Here is a 909-nt window from a genome sequence, read left to right as displayed (position 1 = left end):
TCGAAATTCAAGCGCAGCTTGAATTTCGGGTGAGGGGGAGCCTCCGCGAACACGTCTGTCACCGTGCGCGTGGAGATAGCCCCTCACCCCGACCCTCTCCCCGCAAGAACGGGGAGAGGGAGAAGTGCCGGCGATCGTTCCCACGTGAAATCATCACACCCTAATTCATCCGCAGCAGGCGGCCGACGATTGGCGTGGGGCCGGGCTTGGCTTGCGGGTCGACGCGGAACACGATCTGCGACGACTTGAAGGTGGCGACGTAGAGGCCGCCGGGGACCAATACACCGCTCTCCCGGGCGAAATCGAAGAATCTGCCCTTGAGCTGGGTGCCGCCGAGATCAACCTGCTGACGCTCGCCGGGGATGTCCAGGCGCCGCACGATCAGCGTGCCGCGTCCTCTTGCCTCCACGAATGGCGAAGCGCCGTAGAGGGTGAGTTGAGGCTGCGGCAATGCGGCCTTGCTGGCATCGACGCTGCGCAACACGGTGGCGGCGACCGCGCTGGTCGCCTGCGTCGTGGCGTGCGTCTGGTTGGAATCGCAATCGGTCTTCTCGGCCTTGACGTCGGCGAGATGCACGACGCTCTCCTCGGTCCCGACGATCACCGTGCCGATCCCCGAGATCGTCTCGCGCCTGCAGGATGTCATATAGCTCAGCACGATCGAGCCACCGTCCGCGAGCTTGATCACGGTCTTCGGGGCCACATAATCCATGAACTCGGCGCCGGTGACCTTGCCTTGCACGTCCTCGACGACGGCCACCGGTGACTCGGCCGCGGCCGGCGAAGCCAGCGCCAACAGGCCGACACAAATAGCTATCGCTCGTTTCATTTCGGGAACCTCTCAAACGGTAGAATTTGGTTAGTCGCGCTGGCGCCGGTTTGGTTCTCCGGAAGCGAATAGTTGGGTTG

1 protein-coding gene is annotated in these 909 nt (G+C 63.5%); it reads right to left on the bottom strand.

The genetic code is table 11. The features are described from left to right. Positions 1 to 160: 160 nt before the first annotated feature. Positions 161 to 829 carry a hypothetical protein gene (locus CWO89_RS44585; RefSeq protein WP_130584426.1) on the bottom strand — a complete coding sequence of 223 codons (669 nt, stop codon included), beginning with the start codon at positions 827 to 829 and terminating at the stop codon, positions 161 to 163. Positions 830 to 909: the final 80 nt, after the last annotated feature.

Source organism: Bradyrhizobium sp. Leo170 (assembly GCF_004296405.1).
Taxonomy (GTDB): Bacteria; Pseudomonadota; Alphaproteobacteria; order Rhizobiales; family Xanthobacteraceae; genus Bradyrhizobium.
The sequence above is the reverse complement of the archived record's forward strand: the minus strand, read 5'-3'. Positions and strand labels throughout refer to the sequence as shown.